We start from the raw sequence: 21,747 nt of genomic DNA on the forward strand, positions 1-21,747 counted from the left end.
GCCGCAAAGCACGGAATTCATACTGCCCCTATCCGCTATCGCCCGTAAAAGGCAGCCTCAGGGCTGCCTTTTTATTTCCGTTTTAATTTAAGATGGCTCCGTCATCCATTTAATTACGCCGACTCCGTGGCCCTACAATCTCCCCATTCGACTCCTGCCCGCCTTACCGCCTCGGCCACCACCAAGCTGCCGCGGCTGTTGCTGCTTTTGCTGGCCGTCGTCTATATATTTGCCGGGCTGTATTTCAGGGATCCATGGAAAACCGACGACGTCGTAGGGCTGGCCACCATGCTGACCGCCCTGCACGGGCCCGCCCACGCGCTGTGGCTGCCGCAGATCGGCACACTTGCGTACGCCCAGGACGGCCCTTTCGTCATGTGGGTAGGGGCTTTCAGCATCTGGCTGTTCAGCCCACTGTTCGAGTTTTTTACCTCGCCGCTGGACGCCGCCATCATCGCATCGCGCCTGCCCAATTTCTTGTGGTTCGGCCTTTTGCTGTGGTCCATCTGGTACGGAACCTACCTGTTGGGCCGGCGCCCCGAACCCCAGCCGCTGGCCCTGCCCTTTGGCGGCGAACCGACTGTACGCGCCTACGGACGCATGATCGCCGACGCCGCATTGCTGCTAATCCTTGCTACGGCCGGCATCATGTGGCGCCTGCACGAAACCTCCGAGGTCCCAGCCATTGTCGCCTTCCAGGCATTGGCGTTTTATGCCGTCGCGCGCATGCTGGACCACCCGCTGTCGGGCGCTGTAACTCTAGGCGTGGCTTTGGGCGCGGCGTTCCTGACGCGCGGATGGATAGGCGCCCTGCCCATCATGCTGGCCGTACCTTTCGCTTTTGCGCCGCGCAGCGCGCTGTGGCCGGCCAAGCACTGGCTGATCGTGGCCGCCGTCATCGCCACCAGCATGATCCTGTTATGGTGGATACCCGCCAGCCACCTTAGCCCCTACTGGGTGGAGAACTGGTGGCTCTGGAACGTCAATTCGTTCGGCTGGCCTCAAAGCGCCGCGCTGATCAGCATCCTGCGCGACCTGCCCTGGTTCTTGTGGCCCACCTGGCCGTTCGCACTGCTGGCCATCTGGCGCTGGCGCTCGTGGCTTTACGCGCCCCACATCTGGATTCCGCTGATGTTCGCGGTCTGGCCGCTGGCGGTCATGTGCTTTCTGGCCGACCCCTTCGAACCCGAATACAGCCTCATGGCATTGCCGGTCGCCGTGCTGGCCGCATTCGCCCTGCCCACCTTGCGCCGCGGCGTCGTCAATTCACTGGACTGGTTTGCCGTCATGTGCTTTTCGCTGACTTGCGCAACGGTCTGGCTGGGCTGGATAGCGCTGCAAGCCGGCTGGCCGACGCAAATCGCGCACAATATCGCCCGCCAGACTACCGGCTACCAGGCATATATTTCGTGGCCCGCAGTAGCCATTGCGCTTGCGGGCACTCTTTGCTGGATAGGCCTGGTACGCTGGCGCCTGCACTCCAAGCCGTCGGCATTATGGCGCGGCACGGTTCTTTCGGCCTGCGGCATCACCTTGACCTGGCTGCTGTTGGTCACCCTCTGGATGCCCGCCCTGGACTATGTGCGTAGCTATCGCAGCGTCTCGGCGCAATTGTCGGTCACTCTTAAAGCCTTGACTCAGCCTCAGGACTGCGTACGGGCCGCGGCGCTGGGCGTCGGCCAGCGCGCATCGTTCTATGTCTTCAATGGCATTGACTTCAGCTACAGCTCCAAATGCAAACTGGTGCTGCAGCAAACCTCGCCGCAAAGCGTCGAGGCAGGCACGGCTGGCTTCGATGGAGCGCAGGTACTATGGGAAGGCAAGCGCGGCGCCGACCGGCGCGAAATGTTCCGCCTGCTGCGGATCAACTAGCATGAACCCGCCAGCCCTCCCGGCCAGCCTTTTTTTCTATATCAAGCAAACATTGCACCAGGCCTGGCCGGTGCTGATCAGCGCCTGGGCAAGCATCGCCTTTGGCGTCATAGACACAGCCATGGCCGGCCATGCCAGTGCCGCCGACCTGCAAGCCATGTCGCTGTCCGTATCGATTTACATCACGGTGTTCGTCGGCCTGATGGGAGTCGTACATGCGCTGATCCCTATTATTGGCCAGCACTTCGGCGCCCAGCGCCACGCCGAAGTCGGCCACGCCTGGGGCCAGGGTGTCTGGATGGCGCTTGGCTTGTCAGTGGTGGGAATAGCCGCCATGCTGGTTCCAGACGTCTGGCTCTCGCTGTCCAGCGGCATCGAACCCCAGGTGCACTACGGCATTACATGGTACTTGCGCGCCCTGGCTTTTGCACTGCCCGCCGCGCTGGTGTTCCGCACCATATACGCGTTGGGAACAGCGGTATCCCGGCCCAAAATGGTCATGGGCATCAACCTGGTCAGCATTGCGTTCAAGGCCCTGTTCAACTGGATCTTCATCTTTGGCAAGCTGGGCGCGCCCGCGCTGGGCGCCATCGGCGCGGGCCTGTCCACCGCCATCGTCAGTTGGATGACCTTGGCGGCCGGGCTGTGGATGCTCAAGCACGACACTTTTTACGCCGGCTTCAATCTTAAACTGTACCGGCCCCGCTGGGCCGCCCAGAAAGAATTGCTGCGCCTGGGCCTGCCCATGGGCGGCTCTTATCTGGTCGAGGTCTGCGCATTCAGTTTCATGGCGCTTCTGGTGGCGCGCGAGGGCATGTTCGTGACCGGCGGCCACCAGATCATGTCCAACCTGGTGGCGCTGTGCTACATGATGCCCATGGCGGTCGGCATTGCCGCCGCTTCGCTCACCGCGCAGGCAATCGGCGCCAACGACGTACATCGCGCCCAGAAAACGGCACAGGCAGGACTAATAGTCGTATTCGTGGGTGCCATCGCAACCATCGTGCTGCTTATCGTGGGCAAGCCAATGATTCTGGCCGTCTATACGAACGACCTGAAAGTGGCCGCCATTGCCGCGGCCCTGATGCAGGTCATTCCCTACTTTCATTTATGCGACGCCATGCAGTGCATCAACTCGTATTTACTGCGTGCCTACAAAGTGGCGGTAGTGCCCATGCTGCTGCAAATCGTCGCGCTTACAGGCATAGGGCTGATAGGCGGCTGGTGGCTGGGCTTCGGCCCTGCCGCGGGCAGCCTTGAACCGATTATCGAACGCGTTATGCCGGGCGCCCCCATCGGGGCGGCCAGCTTATGGCTGATGTCGCTGATCGGCCTGGCAATTTCGGCAACGCTGCTTTATGGCTGGTACCGGCACATACTAAACCAGTATCGCCGCAGCCTCGGGTAGAGGCGCGGCTACGCTGCTTGCCGCCCACCCAGGACGCGTCAACGATAAATATACTCGCGGCGCCAGGGGTAGGTAAGGTCGGCCGGATAATCCAGCTCGTCGCCGCGTCCAGTGGCCTTGTGCTGCAGCAGCACCTGGTGCAAGGCTATCCAGCCTTGCTCGAAGCCCATGGCGCAACCCGCCAAATATATGCGGTAGGCCCGCAACGATTTAGCTCCTTGCTCGCCCTTGAGGAACTGCCGCGCCTCGTCCAGCCGAGCCTCGAGCGCGTCGCTCCAGGCCCAAAGCGTTCGCGCATAGTGCGGCCGCAAGTTTTCGACGTCGACGTCTTCAAGACCCGCATCCGAGATGCGCGCGAGTTCGTTGCTGATATGGGTAAGCTCGCCGCCCGGGAAGATGTATTTTTCGATGAACTGCCCCATGCCCGCGCCGACTTCGGCGTTGTATACGCCGCCGGCCGTGATGCCGTGGTTCATGATCAAGCCGCCCGGACGCAATAGGCGGCGCAATTTGGAAAAATATGCCCCCAATTGCGCCCGCCCCACATGCTCGAACATGCCGACGGACGCTATCTTGTCGTAGGGCTGCGATTCGTCCAGGGCGCGGTAATCAAGCAAAGTCATGCGCACGCGCCCGGACAGGCCTTTTTCTTCGATCAGACGATTGACGTGGGCATGCTGGTTCTTGGACAAGGTAATGCCCGTGGCGTCCACTCCGTAATTTTCCGCGGCCCACAACAGCAAGCCCCCCCATCCCGCGCCAATATCCAGGAAGCGCTCGCCGGACTTGAGCGCCAGCTTGCGGCAGATATGGTCGAGCTTGGCCTCTTGGGCCTGGGCGACAGTCATGTCGGGAGTGCGGAAATACGCGCAGGAATAGACTCGCCGCGGATCAAGCCAAAGTTCGTAGAAATCGTCAGACAAGTCGTAATGAAACTGGATTTGCTTGGCATCGCGTTCGGTGCTGTGGCGCCAGACCGAAACGGCGTGCCTGGCCAGGCCGGTAAACCAATTGCCGTGCCCCGTGTCGATGGGGGAGGCCGGCAAGATGCTGGTGGCCAGACGCATGAGGTCTCGCATGGAACCTTGGACGTCTAGCCGACCTTCAACGTAATCCTCGCCCAACAACCCCGCTTGCCCTGAAGCCAGGTGCAGCAAGGCAATTTTGTCTTTAGCCACCAAGCGCATCTTGGCGTCGGCCGGTCCAGCTACAGAACCGTCGGGCAACTGCACCTGAACCGCCATTGACAAAGATGCCAACTTTTTCTCTACCGCCGATAAAACCGAACTCACATCCCACTCCCTATAGTTCAAGCATCTCTGAACGAAGCTCGCAAAGCGGAGCGCTGCATAAGACGAAGACGCGCAACCGCCAGAGCTCGTTCAAAGCGTGCTTACCTGTTTACAAGTCTATAAATTTCAAAGATATGCACAAGTCCCCAGGCCTTCTGCGACACCCTCTTACGGGGCGATTGCAAAAAAGCCGCTATCAATTTATCACCAAACGATCAATCCCGAAACTACAACAGGGGCTGCAACAGGGACATAGGCGCTTCGACGTCGCATTGTGCACACATGCACCGACTCCTGGAATCCTTTAGACTAGCAAGCTGTCCGCTCATGCATCATCAAGATCGCGCCACTACATGCCCCCAATAAAAAAAGAATCGCTAATGCCAGGATGGCTGGTCCTCATGGGCGCTTTAGCCGCCCTTGGCCCTCTGGCCATAGACATGTACCTGCCCTCCTTCCCCGCCATAGTCGAGGGCCTGAACACAACCCAAGGGCAGGTCGAACGCACGCTGGCCAGTTATTTATTCGGCATGGCGCTGGCGCAAATGATTTACGGGCCGCTTGCCGACCGCTACGGAAGAAAGCCTCCATTGCTTGGCGGGCTGATCATCTTCACGATCGCTTCCGTTGGCTGCACTTTGACCGGCGACATCGAACACCTGACCCTTTGGCGCATTGCGCAGGCTTTCGGCGGCGCCGCGGGCATGGTCATTCCGAAAGCCGTCATCCGCGACAACTTCAGCACCCGCGACGCGGCCAAAGCCATGTCGCTGCTTATGCTGATCATGGGCGTCACGCCTATCCTGGGTCCCATACTCGGCGGCCAGATACTGCTGTTTGTCGGATGGCGCGGCATTTTCGGCTTGATGGCCATCGGCGGCGCGCTGCTGTTGCTGGCTTCGCTGCTTACCATGCGCGAAACGCTCGCGCCCCAGAATCGCGCGCCGCTGCGCGTCTCCAGCATTGCCGGCAATTATTGGCAATTGCTGCGCGATCGGCAATTCATTTGCTTTTCCTTGTCCGGCGCATGCGGGTCGGCCGGCCTGTTCACGTATATATCTGGAACGCCGCGCGTGGTCATGGGAGTCTACGGCGTGGCCCCCACGTACTTTGGCTTTATCTTCGGACTGGGCGCGGCCGCGCTGATACTCGCGGCGCAAGTCAACGCCCGCCTGCTTGACCGGCACACCACTGAAAAGCTGCTGAAACTGGCGCTGATATCGGTGGTGGTCAGTTCTGCCGCCGCGCTGGCCCTGACTTTGCTGGGCCTGCTGACCCTGCCTTTGCTTATGGTATGCTTGATGGGCTTTATGGCAAGCCAGGGGTTTGTAAACCCCAACGCGGCGGCGCTTGCGCTGTCCCGCCAAGGCATGCGCCTGGGTGTTGCCTCGGCCCTGATGGGCACTTTGCAAATGCTGTTCGGAGCGCTGGCCGGCCTGGCAATCAGCCAATGGCAATCGGACACAGCGCTTCCGCTGACAGGCATTTTGGCAATCAGCACCGTCCTATCGTGGTTATTTGGACGCATTGGCCTACGGGCAGCTTGATTAATTAGCCGTATTCATATTAGAATACTAGGCTTTACAGATATTACGGTCTTATCGTTTCACCCATAGGTACTGCCCTTTGTATGGGTTTTGGCAAAACAAGCTGCCAGGCAAACATACAAAGAGCTTTATTGAGGGTGATGGGCCTTTATAGCAAAAACTTAAGGGGTATAACCATGGCACGCGTATGCCAAGTTACCGGCAAAGGCCCAATGACGGGCAACAATGTTTCGCACGCGAACAACAAAACCAAGCGTCGCTTTCTTCCTAATCTGCAATCGCGCCGCTTCTGGGTCGAAAGCGAAAACCGCTGGGTACGTCTTCGCGTAAGCACCAAGGCTATTCGCACCATCGACAAGAACGGTATCGATGTCGTCCTGGCCGACCTGCGCGCCCGTGGCGTAGTGGCGTAAGCCGCAGCAGCGTACTAATCATCAGGAGCTCATCATGGCAAAAGGCCTTCGCGAGAAAATCAAACTCGAATCCACTGCTGGCACCGGTCATTTCTACACGACCACCAAAAACAAGCGCAATATGCCCGAGAAAATGCTGATCAAGAAATTCGATCCCGTTGCTCGCAAGCATGTCGACTACAAAGAAATCAAACTCAAGTAATCGACAACAGCAGCATGAAAAAAACCCTGGTTCGCCAGGGTTTTTTGCGTTCCCCGCAAGCCGCCTGCGCATCCAAAGCGCTATACGGCACAGCACCCTATAATGTATGGTTTGCATCAAACCTTAAAGACCAAGAATCCCATGCAGGAACGTTACAGCCCCACCGCCGTCGAAGCAGCCGCCCAGCAAAATTGGGGCGAACGCGACGCCTACCGCGTCAGCGAAACCGCCGTCAATGCCAAGGGCGAACCCAAGCCCAAGTTCTACGCCTGCTCCATGCTGCCCTACCCCAGCGGCAAGCTGCACATGGGCCATGTGCGCAACTACACCATCAACGACATGATGGCGCGCCAACTGCGCATGCGCGGCTATAACGTTTTAATGCCCATGGGCTGGGACGCTTTCGGCATGCCTGCCGAGAACGCCGCCATCAAGTCCAAGGTGCCGCCGGCCAAATGGACGTACGACAACATCGCCTACATGAAAAAGCAGATGCTGGCGATGGGCCTGGCCATAGACTGGTCGCGCGAAATGTGCGCTTGCGACCCGAAATACTACAAATGGAACCAGTGGCTGTTCCTGAAGATGCTCGAAAAAGGCATTGCCTACCGCAAGACCCAAATCGTCAATTGGGATCCGGTCGACCAAACCGTGCTGGCCAACGAGCAAGTCATCGATGGACGCGGCTGGCGCTCCGGCGCACCCGTCGAAAAACGCGAGATTCCAGGCTATTACCTGCGCATCACCGACTATGCCGAAGAACTGCTCGAACAGGTTCATGACGGCCTGCCCGGCTGGCCCGAACGCGTGCGCCTGATGCAGGAAAACTGGATAGGCAAGAGCTCGGGCGTGCGCTTTGCGTTCCCGCACGACATCAAGGACAACAACGGCGCACTGATTCAGGACGGCCGCCTGTATGTATTTACCACTCGGGCCGACACCATCATGGGTGTCACGTTTTGCGCCGTGGCACCTGAGCACCCGCTGGCAACGCATGCGGCACAAAGCAACCCCGAATTGGCGGCTTTCATCGAGACCTGCAAAAAAGGCGGCACCACCGAGGTCGAGCTGGCCACGCGCGAAAAAGAAGGCATGCGCACCAGCCTGCAGGTAACCCACCCTATTACTGGCGAACAAATCGATATCTGGGTAGGCAACTACGTTCTCATGACCTATGGCGACGGCGCGGTCATGGGCGTGCCTGCCCATGACGAACGCGACTTCGCCTTCGCCAAAAAATACAATCTGCCCATCAAGGATGTCGTCGCCGTCGAAGGCAAGACCTACTCTACCGACGCCTGGCAAGAATGGTACGGCGACAAGCAGCAAGGCAATACGGTCAATTCCGGGCCATACAACGGCCTGACCCCCGCCCAAACCGTCGATGCCGTGGCTGCCGACCTGGCCGCCAAAGGCCTGGGCGAAAAGCAAACGACATGGCGCCTGCGCGATTGGGGCATTTCGCGCCAGCGCTACTGGGGCACCCCCATTCCCATTATTCATTGCCCCGACTGCGGCCCCGTGCCGGTGCCCGAGCAGGATCTTCCCGTCATCCTGCCCGACGACCTCATTCCGGACGGCAGCGGCAACCCGCTGACCAAGCATGAAGCCTTTCTGTCCTGCAAGTGCCCGAAATGCGGCACGGCGGCACGCCGCGAAACCGACACCATGGACACCTTTGTCGATTCGTCGTGGTACTTCATGCGCTATACCTCGCCAGGCAACGACAATGCCATGGTCGACGAACGCAACGACTACTGGATGCCCATGGACCAATACATCGGGGGCATCGAGCACGCTGTGCTGCACCTGCTGTATGCGCGCTTCTGGACACGCGTCATGCGCGACCTTGGCATGGTCAAGTTCAGCGAACCCTTTACCCGCCTGCTGTGCCAGGGCATGGTGCTGAACCACATCTACTCGCGCAAGAACGAAAAAGGCGGCATAGAATATTTTTGGCCCGAAGAAGTCGAAAATGTCTACGACGCCAAGGGCGCAATTGTCGGCGCCAAGTTGCTGAAAGACGGGTCCGCCGTGCAGTACGGCGGCATCGGCACCATGTCCAAATCCAAGAACAATGGTGTGGATCCGCAATCGCTCATCGACACCATGGGCGCCGACACGGCGCGCCTGTTCGTCATGTTCGCCAGCCCGCCCGAACAAACACTCGAATGGTCCGACTCGGGCGTGGACGGCGCCAACCGCTATTTGCGCCGCGTCTGGTCCTACAGCCATAGCCGCCTGGCCATTGTCCAGGCCGCGGCGCAGGCCCCGGCCGCCCCCGACTGGAGCAGCGCCGACGAAGCCACCAAGACCCTGCGCCGCGAAATCCACAGCCTGCTCAAGCTGGCCGATTACGATTACCAGCGCATTCAGTACAACACCGTCGTCTCAACGTGCATGAAAATGCTGAATACGCTTGAGTCGGCCGATCTGCCCGATACGCCAGTCGCCCACCAGGCCATTGCCGATACGCTTAGCATCTTGCTGCGCGTACTGTATCCTGTGGTACCGCACATCACCTGGCAGATCTGGAACGAACTGGGGCTGAACGGGCTTTATGGCGACCTGCTGGATGCGCCCTGGCCCGAAGTCGATGAAGCGGCCCTGGTTGCAGACGAGATCGAACTCATGCTGCAAATCAACGGCAAGCTGCGCGGCGCGTTGAAAGTGGCGAACGGATCAAGCAAGGCAGACATCGAGCAGGCCGCCACCGCCCATGACGCGACAGGCCGCTTCCTTGAAGGACGTCCCATCAAGCGCGTCATCGTCGTACCTGGAAAACTGGTCAACATTGTCGGATAACAGCACCCATGCATAGTCAACACACCGCCTACCGTACCGCCGCTACACTATCGCGCCACTGGGTTCGCGGGCTTGCCTGCCTGACGCTGTTTGCCGTTCTGGGCGCCTGCGGCTTTCACCTCAAGGGCGTCACGCCGCTGCCGTTCGACACTCTGTATACCAATATTCCCGAAAACTCGGCCTTCGGCGCGCAAATACGCCGCGCCATCCGGGCCGCTTCGCCCAATACGCGCTTCGTCTCCGAACCGGGCGAAGCCCGTGCCCGGCTTACTCAACTGGCCAACAACCAGTCCATGCGCGAAGTCTCCATCAATCCTCAGGGCCAGGTCGAAGAATACGAACTGAACCTGACCTTTGTCTTCCAGCTTACGGACGACAAAGGCCATCTGGTGCTGCCGCCCACCACCCTGGAAACCATCCGCGAAATTCCCTACGATTCTGGCGCGCTGCAGGCCAAGCAAGGCGAAATCGGCACGCTGTACATCGAGATGCAACAAAGCCTGGTCGATCGCATCGTCCGGCGCCTGACCGCACCCGAGGTCTCCAAGGCCTTCAACAATCCTGAAGACCTGCCGATTGCGGAACCGACCGCGCCCGCCGCACGCACCCCGCCCAACACCTACCAGTCGCCTATCCCGACGCCGCTGTCCATTCCCGGCGCCGCGCCTGGTACTGGAATGTACTAACCCGCTATGGGACGCCGGCTCGATATCGACCGCCTCTTGAGCCAGCTTGAAACTGCTCCGCAGGCACTGGATCCGCTGTATGTGGTGATGGGCGACGAACCGCTGCTGGTCACCGAAGCCACAGACGGCTTGCGGGCGGCCGCCCGCCGTGCGGGCTACCTTGAACGCACCAGCTTGATCCTTGACGCGCGCGGCGACTGGTCGGCGGTCATCGCCGCCACGCAGAACATTTCGCTGTTCGGTGACCGCCGGCTCGTTGAAGTCAAGATACCTACCGGCAAGCCCGGGAAAATCGGCGGCGAAACGCTTATCAAGCTGGCCGGCCTGACCCAGGGCGGAGCTCTTAGCGATACGCTGGTCCTGGTCGGACTGCCCAGGCTGGACAAAACCACCCGCAACAGCAAATGGGCCGCAAGCTTGCTGGATGCGGCCACGCTGATCGAGCTGCCCGCTATCGAGCGGGCCGAATTGCCGCGCTGGATACAACAACGCCTGGCGCGGCAAAACCAGCAATTGGAACCGGCCAGCCTGGAATGGATGGCCGACAAAGTTGAAGGCAATCTGCTTGCCGCTTTCCAGGAAGTCCAAAAGCTGGCCCTGCTTTATCCCGAAGGCAAGCTCAGCCCCAAGGACGTGGAACAAGCCGTATTGAATGTTGCCCGCTACGATGTTTTCAGCTTGCGCGACGCCATGCTGTCGGGCAATCCGGCCAGGGCCTTGTCCGTGCTGGCAGGGTTGCGCGCCGAAGGCGAGGCATTGCCGCTGGTGCTGTGGGCGGTAGGCGAAGAAGTCCGCGTCATGGCGCGCATAGCGGCCATGACGGCGGCCGGACAGGATCTATCCGGCGCCATGCGCCAGCAGCGCATATTCGGCCCGCGCGAAAACCTGATGCGTCAGACATTAAGACGCGTACCGGCGCGGACCTGGCCCGCCGCCGTGCAGCACGCCCATGACGTCGACAGGCTGATAAAAGGCCTGAAGGTAGCTGGCCGCCTGGACGACCCATGGGAAGAACTGGCCCGCTTGACGCTGCGCATCGCCAACGCCGGCGCACACGCCTAGCCGGCGCGTCATTTGACTGATCCGGACGCACGAAACAACCAAACCGCGCACTCGCGTTATAGTAATCCCTTACTTATGCTGGGATAATAGTCTTTAGCATGTCACGTCATACGAATACCATCATGAACGCACCCGTTACCGACACCTCCTCCCACAATGCCGAACTCGCCGCCCAAATCCAAACCCTGGGACAGCAGGCCCGGCAAGCCGCACGCACGCTCATGACCGCGCCAGGACACGCCAAAGCTGCAGCACTGCGCGCCATGGCCGCCCGCCTGGAACAGGACAAGGCCATTTTGCAGGCGGAAAACGCCAAGGACCTGGAAGCGGCCCGCAACAACGGCCTGGCGCCGGCCATGGTCGACCGCCTGATGTTATCGGACAAAGCCCTGAAAACCATGATTACGGGCTTGCTGCAGATTGCCGACATGCCCGACCCGGTGGGCAGCCAGACAGCCTCGAGCACCCGGCCCAACGGCATGCGGGTAGGACAAATGCGCGTGCCTATCGGCGTCATCGGCATCATTTACGAATCGCGCCCCAACGTCACCATCGACGCGGCCGCCCTGTGCCTGAAGTCGGGCAATGCCACTATTTTGCGCGGCGGCAGCGAAGCCTTCCACTCCAACCGCGCCCTGGGCGCCGTTATCCAGGCGGGCCTGGCCGACGCCGGCCTGCCGCAGCACGCGGTACAGGTCGTAGGCACCACCGACCGGGCCGCCGTGGGCATGCTGGCTACTCTTACCGACTACATCGACGTGATCATTCCGCGCGGCGGCAAAGGACTTATTGCGCGCCTGGCCGCCGAAGCACGCGTACCCTTGCTGAAGCACCTGGACGGCAACTGCCATGTATATATCGACGAGGCCGCCGACCTGGACAAGGCCCACGATATTGCCCTGAATGCCAAAACCTACCGCTACGGCATATGCGGCGCCATGGAAACCTTGCTGGTGCACGCCGCCGTTGCGCCAAAAATATTGCCGCGCCTGGCACAAAGCCTGCTCGACAAAGGCGTAGAGCTGCGCGGCTGCGAACGTACGCGCGCGCTCATTCCTCAGGCCTTGCCGGCCACCGACGAAGACTGGGCCACCGAGTATCTGGAACCCATTCTTGCCATCCGCATCGTCGACGATATCGGCCAGGCCATGGACCATATCGCGCGCTGGAGCTCGGGCCACACCGAAGCCATCGTCACCGAGAACCTGCATGCGGCCACGCAATTTCAGCGCGAAGTCGATTCCAGTTCGGTCTATATCAACCTGCCCACCTGTTTTGCCGACGGTTTCGAGTATGGGCTGGGCGCTGAAATCGGCATTTCGACCAACCGCCTGCATGCGCGCGGGCCGGTCGGCCTCGAAGGTCTTACCACCCTGAAGTGGGTACTGACCGGCGACGGCCAGTTGCGCGGCTGATGCTGTGGGTCAAAACCTTACACATTTTGTTCGTCGTTTCGTGGTTTGCGGGGCTGTTTTACCTGCCCCGCATTTATGTCAACCTTGCGCAGAACCAGGACCCCGCCGTACAGGCCTGCCTGCTGGGCATGGCCAGGCGCCTGTATAGCTTCACCAGCAAACTGGCTGTTCTTGCGGTGCTGTTCGGGCTAGGGCTGTTTCTGGGCTTCAAGCTGGGACAAGGCCAAGGCTGGATGCACGCCAAACTGTTGTTTGTGCTGGTGGTCATTGCCTACCACCTGGCTTGCGGACGCCTGCTGAAAACCTTTGAGGCGGGCCGCAACACCCGCAGTCACCGCTACTACCGCTGGTTCAACGAAGCACCCGTGCTTTTGCTGCTTATTATTGTTGCCCTGGTTGTAGTCCGACCCTTCTGATCCACGAATTCCCTATGACCGAGTCCGACAAGACACGCAAGACCCTTACGCTTTCCAGACGCGCCAGCGCCCCCAATACCGAAGCTTCCGACAACAAGCCCAAGCGCGCCGGCGCGCGCGCGCGCCAGGTGGCGCAACTGGAGCGTGAACGCGCCAAACAACGCGCCCTGCAGGAAGCCAGCGGCAACGGCACCCACGAAGACGCAAATCGCCGGCCAGCCCCGGCGCCCGTTGCGGACAGCACTGCCTACGAGCGCGCGCCGGGCGCACGCTCCGCCAGGCCGGCTTCGCGCGGCGCTGCCGCACCTGCGGCCGATGCCCGTCCGCGGCGGCAAACGCGCGACTCAGAACCGCCCCACGAAACCGTCGCGCCCCGCATAAAGCGCCGTACCGCCGCACCCCGCAGCCGCAAAGAAGCCGAAATCTTCGCAATATTCGCTCCTTGCCCCCAAGGGCTGGAAGAAGCCTTGGCCGCCGAACTGCAAGAACTGGGCTTTGAAGACGCCCAGCCGGGGCGGGCCGGCTGCCACTTCCATGCCGACTGGAGCGGCATGCAGCGCGCCAATCTTTATTCGCGCCTGGCCACCCGCATACTGCTCCAGGTAGCGCACGGCGCCGTACATCACGAAGACGATATTCTAGAACTGGCCCGCCAAACGCCTTGGGAACGCTGGTTCGGACCCGAACAAACCTTGCGGGTCGACACGTCGGCCATCCGCAGCCCCATGCAAAGCCTGCAATATTGCAATTTGCGCGCCAAAGACGGCATTTGCGACCGCCTGCGCGAACTCGAAGGCGCCCGGCCCGACATCGACACGGTAAGGCCCGATGCGCGCGTACACCTGTTTTTAACCGAAGACAGCGCAACCTTGTACCTGGACACTTCGGGCGAGTCGCTGTTCAAGCGGGGCTGGCGGCTGGACAAAGGAGACGCCCCCATCCGCGAAAATCTCGCGGCCGGGATATTGGCGCTATCCGACTGGGACCCATCGCAACCGCTGCTCGATCCATTTTGCGGCAGCGGCACTATCTTGATCGAAGCCGCCTGGATCGCGCTGGGCGTGCCGGCCGGCATCTGGCGGCCATTCAGCTTCGAGCGCCTGCGCGACCACGACGCGCGCCATTGGCGCGACCTGAAGGACGACGCGCGCGCCCATATCCGTACGCAACTGGAAAGCCCGCTGGTGGGGGTAGACCTGAATCCGGCCGCCATCGAGGCCGCCCGCCAGAACGTCGAGCGCGCCTGGTTGACTCCCGACTCCATCCGCTTCGAAGTGGGAGACGCGCGCCACACCCCCGCTCCGGCGCCGACAGGCTGGCTGATCACCAACCCACCTTACGGCGAGCGCATGGAAACCGACGACACCGAGATGTGGCGCGCCTGGGCGCAAAACCTGAAGCAAAACTTCAGCGGCTGGCAGGTAGGCGTCATTACCAGCGATTTAAGCCTTCCGCAGAAGCTTCGGCTGAAGCCCAAGCGCCGCTACCCCCTGTACAACGGCGCGTTGGACTGCCGCCTATTCAGCTTTGAAATGGTAGAAGCCGGCTACCGTCGATAAAACGCAATACTGCGGCATTTACGCAACATTGCCGATTTCTGCGGCAGCGCAACAAATTAAGCTTGCTTTAGCCTAGGGTTATCCCTATAATAGGGTTAACCCTGAACGAAACGTTCAACACATAGAGAGGCTAAATCATGATCAACTTAAACAGCGACATCCGTCTTACCGATGAACTTGAGCGTCAACTGATGAACGAAGCCATCGAAGAACAGAACCGCTTCAAACCCGGTGTTGCACTGAAGAATCTATTCGTCAAGCTTGGCGGCAGCGCGCAAAAAAGCAGCGGCGCCAAAACTGTCGGCACCAAGCACGCTGAATCGGCCGCTTAATAACAGTGCGCTAAGATCGGGTTGCTCCGGTCGCCTTGCAGGATAAATGTAGTCCCTGCTCTCTCTAAAAAGCCGCAAAAGCGGCTTTTTGCTTTGCAGCATCCGATATGCGGGATAATAGCGGCTTATCGCTTTTAACCCCTTACCAGCCGCGTCACACATCATGCCTCCTGTTTCGTCCACCCCCAGCCGCTTGCGGCGATTCGCTTGCATGATGTATGAAGGCGTGCTGCTGTTCGGCGTCGTCTTCCTGGCCGCCTACGTGTTCGACACCCTGACCCAAAGCCGTAGCGGCCTGACCTTGCGCCACGGCCGGCAAGCGGTCGTCTTTGTCGCCATCGGCATTTACTTCATCCTGTGCTGGCGGCGGGGCGGGCAAACCTTGCCCATGAAAACCTGGAATATCCGCATCGCCGAACGCGATGGTTCGACACCAAGGCTTGCGCGCCTGGTTTCGCGCTATCTGCTGGCCTGGTGCATCCCGCTGGCGGCTGCCCTGCTGGTCAAAGGCGCTTCGTACGCCACCGGCTACGCCTCGACCGACCTGCTTATTGTCTTTGCGCCCTTCGCTATATTCATATGGACCTGGGTTGATCGCGACGGCCAATTTCTGCACGATCGCCTGCTCGGTACACGCCTGGTCAGCCTGACTCCGTAAAAACCCTAGGGTCAATCACTTTCTGTAGCCCAGGGATTGCACAGAACCCGCTTGTCGTTCATGCTTGCACAGTAAAAAGGCGTACACGCCTTTCTTTACCTCGTCGCAGCCAAAAAACAAACAATGAACGATCGATACCCTGATCTCTACTCGTCTTATCAGTGGTTTGTCCCGACTCAATTCAATATCGCCCAAGCGTGCGTACACCGGTGGGCCGAGAATCCGCACGAGGGCAGGCGGCCCGCCATTTATTTCGAGGACGAACACGGCGCGGCACAGGTGTGGAGCTACACTCAATTGGCCGAGACCTGCAACCGTCTGGCCAACGGCCTGGTCAAGATGGGCGTCAATCCCGGCGACCGTGTCGCCATCGTCATGGAACAGCGCCCCGAGTTCGTCGTAGCCTGCATGGCCGTGCTCAGCGTCGGCGCCATAGCCGTGCCACTGTCGGCGCAATGGGGACCCGATGGCCTGGGCGTACGCCTGCGCGACGCCGAAGCCCGGGTAGCGGTCGTGGACACTGCGTCGGGAGCCGACTTGCTGCAGGCTCAGGTTCGCTGCCCCGCTTTGGCGCAAATCGTAGGATTGGGCTTCCAGCACGACAACATCCTTCCATGGAATAGCCTGCTTGCGCGCCAGCCGGTCGACTTCAAGCCTGTGCCCACTCGTTCCGACAGCCCTGCACTGCTGTTGTACGGGAGCACCGGCCCCAGCGGCAAGACGCTGGGCACGGTCCACGCGCACAGCACGCTAATCGGCAATCTGCCCGGCTTTGTGGCCGGACAAAACTGGTTTCCGCAAACCGGCAATGTCTTTTGGTCTCCGTCCGAATGGACCTGGTACGGAGGGCTCTTGAACGCCTTGTTGCCGACCATGTATTTCGGCCGCAGCATCGTGGCCACTACCGCGCCGCTTTCGGGCGCGGGCGCACTTGACATTCTGGAACGCTATCGCGTCACGAACGCGTTCTTCGTGCCCAGCGCGCTTGAACTTATCATGGCTGCTGCCCCGACCCCGCGCGAAAGTCATGACCTGGCCTTGCGCAACATCATGGCCAGCGGCGCCAGCCTGCCCATACACGTTTACGAATGGTGCCGGCAAGCGCTGGGCGTTACGCCCAACGAAATGTTCGGCCAGGCCCAAGCCAACCATGTGGTGGGCAACAGCCATCTAAAATGGCCGGCCATTCCCGGCAGCCTCGGACGCCCCTACCCCGGCCATCTGGTCACGGTACTGGACGATGACGGCAACCCGTGCCCCGCCAACATCGTTGGCGAAATCGCAGTCAATCGCTACGATATCCAAGGCTATCCCGATCCGGCCGTATTTCAAAGGTACTGGCGCAACGAGGCCGCCACTCACGCCCACCTGCGCGGCGACTGGCTGCTGACGGGCGATCTGGCCATTGTCGACAAGCAGGGCTATTTCTGGCATTGTGGGCAGCGCGGCAACACGCCCAATAGCCCGGGCCAGCATATCCAGCCCGCGGACATCCTGCTGGCGCGCGCCAAGTAAAAAGCAGCAAAGGAAACACCATGGCAATTTATCAATACGAAGCGCTAGCTCCCGCTATCGATCCAGACACCTTTATATTCGACAGTGCCGACCTTATCGGCGATGTCAGGCTCGCAGCCGGCGTCAGCATCTGGGCCAATGTCAGCATCCGGGCCGACAATGCCCCTATCGTCATTGGGCGCAACAGCAATATTCAAGAAGGCAGCGTACTGCACGTGGACGTTGGCGTTCCCATGAACATCGGCGAAAACGTCACGGTCGGGCATCAGGCCATGCTGCACGGGTGCACGATACACGACGGCGCCCTTGTCGGCATACAAGCCGTCGTGTTGAACAATGCCGTCATCGGGCGCAACTGCCTGATCGGCGCCGGCGCCATCATTCCCGAAGGCCGCGAAATCCCCGACAACTCGCTGGTGGTCGGCATAGGCAAAATCGTGCGCCAACTGACCGATGACGAAATCCGCGGCATCCATGAAGGCGCACAGGGCTATGTCCAGCGAGGCCGCGAATACAAAAAAGGCCTTAAACGCCTGGGTTAGTGCGCTGCCCGGCCCACAGGCTCGATTGAGTAGCCACGGCTCCAAGTACGCAGGCTGGCACCGTGCGGGCGCACCGCATCATGAGGGGCTATTTGTTAAAATCCCCGCATGACTGATCAATTGAAAAAATACCTATTCGATGACCACAGCACCCGGGTGCAGACGGTCAAGCTTGGCAATGCATGGCAGACCGGGCTTGCGCACCAGCACTACCCGGAATGCATCCAGCGGCTGCTGGGCGAACTGACCTCGGCCGCCGTCTTGCTGGCCTCCAACCTGAAGTTCGACGGCTCCCTGGTGCTGCAGCTACAAGGCGACGGGCCCGTGGCTCTCATCGTGGTGGAATGCAGTGCCGATCTTAATATCCGGGCCACCGCCACATTGCGCGAAGGGCACGCCATACCTGCGGACGGCACGCTGCAAAGCCTGCTTAACGCCCATGGCCAAGGGCGCTTTATTGTCGTGCTGGACCCAAACCGCGACACCACCGACATGCAGCCCTACCAGGGAGTGGTGCCGCTTGAAGGCGACACCGTGGCCCAGGTGCTCGAACTGTACATGCGCAATTCCGAACAACTGGATACGCGCATCTGGCTGGCGGCCGACGCAGTACATTCGGCGGGCCTGCTGCTGCAGCGCCTGCCGGGCCAAGGGGGCAATGCGGCGGCCGGCCACGACGCCGAAACCGAAAGCACCTGGGAGCGCGCCGGCATCCTGGCAGCCACGCTAAAGCCCGCCGAACTCCTGGATCTGGACAGCGATGCCGTCATCCACAGACTATTCTGGGAAGAGACGCTGATAGCCTTCCCGCCGCAAGACATACGCTGGTGGTGCCCGTGCACGCGCGAGCGTGTGGCCGATATGCTGCGCATACTGGGACGCGACGAGGTCGAGTCCATTCTGTCCGAGCGCGAACATATCGACGTATCGTGCAATTTTTGCGGCAAGCCCTACCGGTTCGACGCAGTCGACTGCGCCGCCCTGTTCACGCAGCATATCAATGCAGCGCAAGACGGCAGCCAGTCCCTGCATTGACAAGTAGCCGCAAGGGGCTCCAGGCGTAGCGCGTTCCTGGTGGCGATCGCGGCACCGAGGCGGGCACTTTCCACAATCGACGCTTGAGCCGGGACCGGGCACACTTGCCTTATGGTTCCTGTTCAATGCTCCGCCGCGGCGGCTTGCCGGCCGTCGCTCCGGCAAGCCGGAAGCGGCCTGGCCGAGTTTTCGCTTATTGCCGCGCCCCTGCTCATGGCAGGCCTGGGCACGGTCGAGCTTGCCCAATGGTTTTTCGTCAAGCAAGCCGTCAGCCTGGCTTTGCTCGAAGCCGGCCGCGCCGGCATTACGCAGCATGCAAACCCCCAGGCCATCGAAGCAGCATTCGAGCAAGCCCTGCTTGCGCTTTATCCGCAATCGGGCACGCAAACACCGGCACAAAGGCTGGGCCAAGCGCTGCGCCAGCGCGGCAAGGACACGGGCGGCCCCCCCTGGCAAATCGAAATACTGCAACCGGGGCCTAAGGCGTTTCAGGATTTCGGCAGTCGGGGGCTTGAGGCAGGCGCATTGCATGGATTGCCGGCCATCGACAACAACTACCAGGCCGAGCAGCATCAGCGTTATATGGCCCGCGGCTGGAACCAAGGCCGCGGCCCGGCCTCGGGGCTTTCCATACACGAAGCCAACACCCTGGTCCTGCGGCTTACCTATTTGCACGAACCCGCATTGCCCGGCGTAAAAAGCCTGGTCCGGCAACTGGCGCCCGGCGCTCAAAATTATTCCGCACACGCCATGGCCGGCGGGGGCTACCTGCCCATAAGCCAGGAAATCCGCCTGACCATGCAGACGCACCCGCTGCAATGGCCGGCGCCGGCCCATGGAAAAATCGTCGGTGCAACTGTCACGGCACCGGCGCAAGCCGCTGGCGCAACGCCAGCATGTACAGGAATATGGTGTTTCAAGGGCGAAGCCAGCCTCAAGCCGCTGCCAGGGCTCGAAAATGGCGGCTCCGTGCCAGTACCCGGCGCGCCGGCCGACTCCGGCTTGGGCCCGGCTCCGGAAGCCCCGGTCCAAACGCCGGTCACCGAAGGGCCCGCCGGTCCAGACACGAAGCCGCCCAGCGGTGCCCCAGACCCCGAATGCGGCGCAACGCTATGCTGTCTGCCTGGTTGAAAAATGCCGTGCAGCCTGCACCGGCGCCATCAAGCCCGGCAAGCTGCCAAGCGGCGTTCGCTGCGGCAACCGGCGCCACAGCCAGCCCACAATTGGACCTGGACGGAACCGGGCCGGGGCTTGACCCGGCCTGGCCAGGCCGGGCGCTCAATTGCCTTTTTTCTCGCCGGGCTTGGCCAAATGAGGCGTGGTAACGACGGGTTCTTTTTCGTTGGGTGCCAGGATCTGCACGAAGGCTTCACCCTCTTTGATCATGCCCAATTCACCGCGCGCGCGCTCTTCAACCGCCGAGGTTCCCGACTTCAAGTCCTGCACTTCGGCGGCCAGCGCATTGTTGCGAGCCACCAAGGCTTCGTTGGTTTCGTGCTGAATGGCCATCTGTTCCTGCAATTCGCCGACACGCAACCAACCGCCCTTGCCCCACCACAATGGATATTGAATGGCGGCGGTCAGCAGAATCAAAACTAGAAGTAGCAATCGCATTTTCTGGTTTTATGCCCGGCGAACCGGGCTTTCAAGGTTAGCGCAGGTTGTAGAACGCATCGCGGCCGGGGTACGACGCGACTTCGGCCAATTCTTCTTCGATTCGCAGCAACTGGTTGTACTTGGCCATGCGGTCGGAGCGCGACAGCGAACCGGTCTTTATTTGCATGGCGTTGGTGGCCACCGCAATGTCGGCGATCGTGGAGTCTTCGGTTTCGCCCGAGCGGTGCGAAATGACGGCCGTGTAACCTGCGCGCTTGGCCATTTCGATTGCGGCAAAAGTTTCGGTCAGCGTGCCGATTTGATTGATCTTGATGAGAATGGAGTTGGCCACGCCCTGGTCAATGCCTTGCTTGAGGATTTTGGTGTTGGTGACGAACAAATCGTCGCCCACCAATTGCACTTTTTTGCCGAGTTGGTCGGTAAGCAGCTTCCAGCCTTCCCAATCGTTCTCGGCCATGCCGTCTTCAATGGTGATGATGGGATACTTGTCGCACCAGGTGCCAAGCAAATTGGCGAAGTCCTGGGACGTAAGCGAAACACCGCCTTCCCCCGCCAGGTGATAGCGCCCATCGCGATAGAACTCGGTGCTGGCGCAATCGAGCCCTAGCGCGATTTGCGAGCCGGCTTCGTAGCCGGCTTCGGCGATAGCCTGCAGGATAAGCTGGATGGCGGCTTCGTGATTGGCCACATTGGGCGCAAAACCGCCTTCGTCGCCCACGGCGGTGGACATGCCTTGCTTATTGATGAGGTTTTTGAGTGCATGGAAGACTTCGGCGCCCATGCGCAGCGACTCGCGAAAGCTGATCGCGCCGATGGGCAGGATCATGAATTCCTGCATATCGAGCGTATTGTTGGCGTGGGCACCGCCGTTGATGACGTTCATCATGGGCACGGGCATCTGCATGGGGCCGCTGCCGCCGAAGTAGCGGTACAGCGACAAGCCCGAATCGTCGGCGGCCGCGCGGGCCACTGCCATGCTGGCTGCCAAGACGGCATTGGCGCCCAGGCGGCTCTTGCCTTCGGTGCCGTCCAGGTCGATCAAGCTGCGGTCGACAAAGGTTTGCTCCTGGGCATCCAGGCCCATCAGTGCTTCGGAGATTTCGGTATTGATGTTTTCGACGGCGCGCAGCACACCTTTGCCCAGGTAGCGCGAGGCATCGCCGTCGCGCAGTTCGATCGCTTCGCGCGAACCTGTGGAGGCGCCCGAAGGCACCGACGCGCGGCCCATGGCGCCCGACTCGAGCAGCACATCACATTCAACGGTGGGGTTACCGCGCGAGTCAAGAATTTCGCGCCCAATGATATCTACGATTGCACTCATGATTTTGACAGTCCTGCCTGAAATAACGATCGGATTGGCACACGCGCGCC

Annotated in this window: 20 protein-coding genes; 17 read left to right on the forward strand and 3 right to left on the reverse strand. The window is 60.7% G+C overall.

The features are described from left to right. Positions 1-126: 126 nt before the first annotated feature. Together DFR37_RS02635 and DFR37_RS02640 are read left to right on the forward strand one after the other, a co-directional pair. Positions 127-1,872, forward strand: a complete 1,746-nt coding sequence (locus tag DFR37_RS02635; protein ID WP_113931678.1) for an ArnT family glycosyltransferase — start codon at positions 127-129, stop codon at positions 1,870-1,872. A 1-nt stretch (position 1,873) separates the two neighbouring features. Beyond that, on the forward strand, positions 1,874-3,280 hold the full coding sequence (locus DFR37_RS02640; protein ID WP_113931679.1) for an MATE family efflux transporter: 1,407 nt from the start codon (positions 1,874-1,876) through the stop codon (positions 3,278-3,280). A gap of 38 nt (positions 3,281-3,318) precedes the next feature. Here the strand turns inward: DFR37_RS02640 and DFR37_RS02645 are convergent, their stop codons facing one another. Next, positions 3,319-4,524, reverse strand: coding sequence for a class I SAM-dependent methyltransferase (locus DFR37_RS02645; RefSeq protein ID WP_218951374.1), 1,206 nt, complete (start codon positions 4,522-4,524; stop codon positions 3,319-3,321). 401 nt (positions 4,525-4,925) lie between these two features. On the opposite strand from DFR37_RS02645, the gene DFR37_RS02650 reads away from it, so the two are divergent. The 15 genes from DFR37_RS02650 to DFR37_RS02720 all read left to right on the forward strand — a co-directional run bounded on the left by DFR37_RS02650 (position 4,926) and on the right by DFR37_RS02720 (position 19,890). Then, positions 4,926-6,119, forward strand: coding sequence for a Bcr/CflA family multidrug efflux MFS transporter (locus DFR37_RS02650; protein ID WP_379881314.1), 1,194 nt, complete (start codon positions 4,926-4,928; stop codon positions 6,117-6,119). A 176-nt stretch (positions 6,120-6,295) separates the two neighbouring features. Continuing rightward, the gene (rpmB, locus tag DFR37_RS02655) at positions 6,296-6,532 is read left to right on the forward strand and encodes a 50S ribosomal protein L28 (protein WP_113931682.1); all 237 of its coding nucleotides are present in this window, start codon (positions 6,296-6,298) and stop codon (positions 6,530-6,532) included. A gap of 34 nt (positions 6,533-6,566) precedes the next feature. Beyond that, on the forward strand, positions 6,567-6,734 hold the full coding sequence (gene rpmG / locus DFR37_RS02660; protein WP_113931683.1) for a 50S ribosomal protein L33: 168 nt from the start codon (positions 6,567-6,569) through the stop codon (positions 6,732-6,734). 141 nt (positions 6,735-6,875) lie between these two features. Next, positions 6,876-9,539: a leucine--tRNA ligase gene (leuS, locus tag DFR37_RS02665; protein ID WP_113931874.1), complete on the forward strand. Its 2,664-nt coding sequence runs from the start codon at positions 6,876-6,878 to the stop codon at positions 9,537-9,539. Positions 9,540-9,547: 8 nt separating this feature from the next. Then, positions 9,548-10,225, forward strand: coding sequence for an LPS-assembly lipoprotein LptE (locus tag DFR37_RS02670; RefSeq protein WP_113931684.1), 678 nt, complete (start codon positions 9,548-9,550; stop codon positions 10,223-10,225). Between the two features lie 6 nt (positions 10,226-10,231). Further along, positions 10,232-11,287: a DNA polymerase III subunit delta gene (gene holA / locus DFR37_RS02675; RefSeq protein WP_113931685.1), complete on the forward strand. Its 1,056-nt coding sequence runs from the start codon at positions 10,232-10,234 to the stop codon at positions 11,285-11,287. Positions 11,288-11,409: 122 nt separating this feature from the next. Beyond that, positions 11,410-12,702, forward strand: coding sequence for a glutamate-5-semialdehyde dehydrogenase (locus tag DFR37_RS02680; RefSeq protein ID WP_113931686.1), 1,293 nt, complete (start codon positions 11,410-11,412; stop codon positions 12,700-12,702). Further along, a complete protein-coding gene (locus DFR37_RS02685; RefSeq protein ID WP_113931687.1) occupies positions 12,702-13,118 on the forward strand; it encodes a CopD family protein in 417 nt (138 codons plus the stop codon). The genes DFR37_RS02680 and DFR37_RS02685 overlap by 1 nt, the downstream gene beginning before the upstream one ends. A gap of 14 nt (positions 13,119-13,132) precedes the next feature. Further along, positions 13,133-14,677 carry a THUMP domain-containing class I SAM-dependent RNA methyltransferase gene (locus DFR37_RS02690; protein ID WP_113931688.1) on the forward strand — a complete coding sequence of 515 codons (1,545 nt, stop codon included), beginning with the start codon at positions 13,133-13,135 and terminating at the stop codon, positions 14,675-14,677. 137 nt (positions 14,678-14,814) lie between these two features. Then, positions 14,815-15,009 (forward strand): hypothetical protein, encoded by a 195-nt coding sequence (locus tag DFR37_RS02695; RefSeq protein ID WP_113931689.1) that lies wholly within the window; start codon positions 14,815-14,817, stop codon positions 15,007-15,009. 163 nt (positions 15,010-15,172) lie between these two features. Beyond that, complete coding sequence (locus DFR37_RS02700) at positions 15,173-15,667, forward strand: RDD family protein (protein ID WP_113931690.1); 495 nt, start codon at positions 15,173-15,175, stop codon at positions 15,665-15,667. A gap of 123 nt (positions 15,668-15,790) precedes the next feature. Continuing rightward, positions 15,791-17,182: an acetate--CoA ligase gene (locus DFR37_RS02705; RefSeq protein WP_113931691.1), complete on the forward strand. Its 1,392-nt coding sequence runs from the start codon at positions 15,791-15,793 to the stop codon at positions 17,180-17,182. A 20-nt stretch (positions 17,183-17,202) separates the two neighbouring features. After that, entirely contained in the window at positions 17,203-17,724 is a 522-nt protein-coding gene (locus tag DFR37_RS02710; protein WP_113931692.1) for a gamma carbonic anhydrase family protein, read from the forward strand. Positions 17,725-17,832: 108 nt separating this feature from the next. After that, positions 17,833-18,759 (forward strand): Hsp33 family molecular chaperone HslO, encoded by a 927-nt coding sequence (gene hslO, locus DFR37_RS02715; RefSeq protein ID WP_113931693.1) that lies wholly within the window; start codon positions 17,833-17,835, stop codon positions 18,757-18,759. 111 nt (positions 18,760-18,870) lie between these two features. After that, on the forward strand, positions 18,871-19,890 hold the full coding sequence (locus DFR37_RS02720) for a TadE/TadG family type IV pilus assembly protein (RefSeq protein ID WP_113931694.1): 1,020 nt from the start codon (positions 18,871-18,873) through the stop codon (positions 19,888-19,890). 147 nt (positions 19,891-20,037) lie between these two features. On the opposite strand, the gene ftsB is transcribed toward DFR37_RS02720, so the two are convergent. Next, positions 20,038-20,373 carry a cell division protein FtsB gene (ftsB, locus tag DFR37_RS02725; protein ID WP_113931695.1) on the reverse strand — a complete coding sequence of 112 codons (336 nt, stop codon included), beginning with the start codon at positions 20,371-20,373 and terminating at the stop codon, positions 20,038-20,040. 37 nt (positions 20,374-20,410) lie between these two features. After that, positions 20,411-21,697 carry a phosphopyruvate hydratase gene (gene eno / locus DFR37_RS02730; RefSeq protein WP_113931696.1) on the reverse strand — a complete coding sequence of 429 codons (1,287 nt, stop codon included), beginning with the start codon at positions 21,695-21,697 and terminating at the stop codon, positions 20,411-20,413. Positions 21,698-21,747: the final 50 nt, after the last annotated feature.

Origin of the sequence: Eoetvoesiella caeni (assembly GCF_003315175.1) — a bacterium.
Classification (GTDB): Bacteria; Pseudomonadota; Gammaproteobacteria; order Burkholderiales; family Burkholderiaceae_B; genus Eoetvoesia; species Eoetvoesia caeni.